We start from the raw sequence: 1,816 nt of genomic DNA, 5'->3' as shown, positions 1-1,816 counted from the left end.
CATGGCATACAGTGGCCCTGTAATTCCGTTACCTGCATTGTTCACTAATACATCTATCTTCCCTTCGGCTTTTATAATTTTTTCGATCGCCGCATTTACCGATGCATCATCGGTAACATCCATTTGTAGTGGGGTAAATGATACATCCTTTATACGTTTTATATCGCGGCTGGTGCCGTAAACTGTATGTCCCTGAGCCGAAAGTGCATTGGCCGTAGCTAAGCCTAAACCAGATGAAGCCCCGGTTACCAAAATTATTTTTTTCATTTCTTAATTAATATGCAATGATTTTTGTGCCTGATAATTTGAACCGTGAAATTATGATTTATCGGCCGACAAATTTAAAAATATTGCACATTAAAGAATGTACCCTAATTTGGGGATTTACAACAGGTTAATTTAACAAATCAGTAATGTTGATAAGGCCGGTTTCTCATAGAACAGCAATGTTTTTCATCATTTTAAAAAAAGTTTTTTTCTTTGAAATACAACTGCTACCTTTGATCATCAGATGATATGATGAATAGCATTATTAACAAAAGATCGCTTGCCGAAGAAGTTGCCGGACAACTGCGTGCAGCTATTACCGCTAACAACTACAAAGTGGGTGAACAACTCCCTATTGAGCCCGAATTGATGAAACAATTTGGTGTTGGACGTTCATCTGTGCGCGAGGCCATCCGAATCCTGGCCAATTCGGGCTTATTAAGGGTACAACAGGGTGTTGGTACTTTTGTTGAAGCCCATGTGGGTATTACAGAACCATTTCATCAGCGTTTAAAACGTGCCGAAGCGCAAGACCTTGACGAAGTGCGCCAGTTGCTTGAAATGAAAATAGCCGAAAAGGCCGCTGCCAACCACACAGATGCCGGTATCAAAAAGATAAAAGCCATGCTTGATAAACGAAACGCCCTGGCAAAAACAGGTCCGTTGGAAGATTGTATTCAGGCTGATATTGATTTCCATATGAGCATTGCCGAGGCTGCCGGTAATCCGATCCTGACAGACTTATATCAATCATTTTCATTACAGCTTAAAACCTGGTTTTTAAAGATCCATGTTAATATGGATAAATTTAGAGAAACTGATATGTTACATGAAGAGCTTTACGAAAGCATTAAGGCCCGAGATGGCAGAAAAGCCTGGAACTGTATTACGCAAATTATAAAACGATAATTTTTTTACCTTAAATCATCAGATGATATGACGAATAATTCAATAGCTCAACCTTTGGAACAAGCCAAATCCATAGCCGAGAAAACGGTGTATTCCATTCTCTTTACCATCAGCCTGTCGCATTTGCTAAACGATATGCTGCAATCTCTTATCCCCTCTATTTATCCGCTTGTTAAAACAAAATATAATTTAAGCTTTAGTGATATCGGGCTCATTACACTAACCTATCAACTTACAGCCTCGCTCTTACAACCTTTTGTAGGCATGTATACCGATAAAAAGCCCAAACCGTATTCTTTGTCGATAGGTATGGGTTTCACTTTATTGGGTTTAATGTGCCTGGCTGTTGCCTCTGGTTTTTATTGGTTATTGTTATCAGTAGGTCTAATAGGGATAGGTTCATCTATCTTTCATCCGGAATCATCAAGAGTAGCGCACCTGGCATCTGGCGGTAAAAGAGGATTGGCACAATCCATTTTTCAGCTTGGTGGCAACGCAGGCAGCGCATTGGGCCCGTTACTGGCTGCATTAATCATAGTTAGATTTGGGCAAGGCAGTGTAATGTGGTTTTCATTATTTGCCTTATTAGCCATCATCATTTTGGCTTACATTGGCAATTGGTATAAGGGTGCTATCATAC

3 protein-coding genes are annotated in these 1,816 nt (G+C 39.9%); 2 read left to right on the top strand and 1 reads right to left on the bottom strand.

Features of this window, described 5'->3' with window-relative positions:
* Window positions 1-267: SDR family NAD(P)-dependent oxidoreductase (locus AC1DRQ_RS31235; RefSeq protein WP_477429986.1), on the bottom strand; the 267-nt coding region annotated here is incomplete at its 3' end.
* 249 nt (window positions 268-516) lie between these two features.
* Between AC1DRQ_RS31235 and AC1DRQ_RS31230 the strand changes: the two genes are divergently transcribed.
* Both AC1DRQ_RS31230 and AC1DRQ_RS31225 read left to right on the top strand, forming a co-directional pair.
* Window positions 517-1,176, top strand: a complete 660-nt coding sequence (locus tag AC1DRQ_RS31230) for a FadR/GntR family transcriptional regulator (protein WP_477429984.1) — start codon at window positions 517-519, stop codon at window positions 1,174-1,176.
* 27 nt (window positions 1,177-1,203) lie between these two features.
* On the top strand, window positions 1,204-1,816 hold a 613-nt coding region (locus tag AC1DRQ_RS31225; RefSeq protein WP_477429982.1), incomplete at its 3' end, for an MFS transporter.

The organism is Mucilaginibacter sp. P4_E8 (assembly GCF_056401495.1).
The sequence above is the reverse complement of the archived record's forward strand: the minus strand, read 5'-3'. Positions and strand labels throughout refer to the sequence as shown.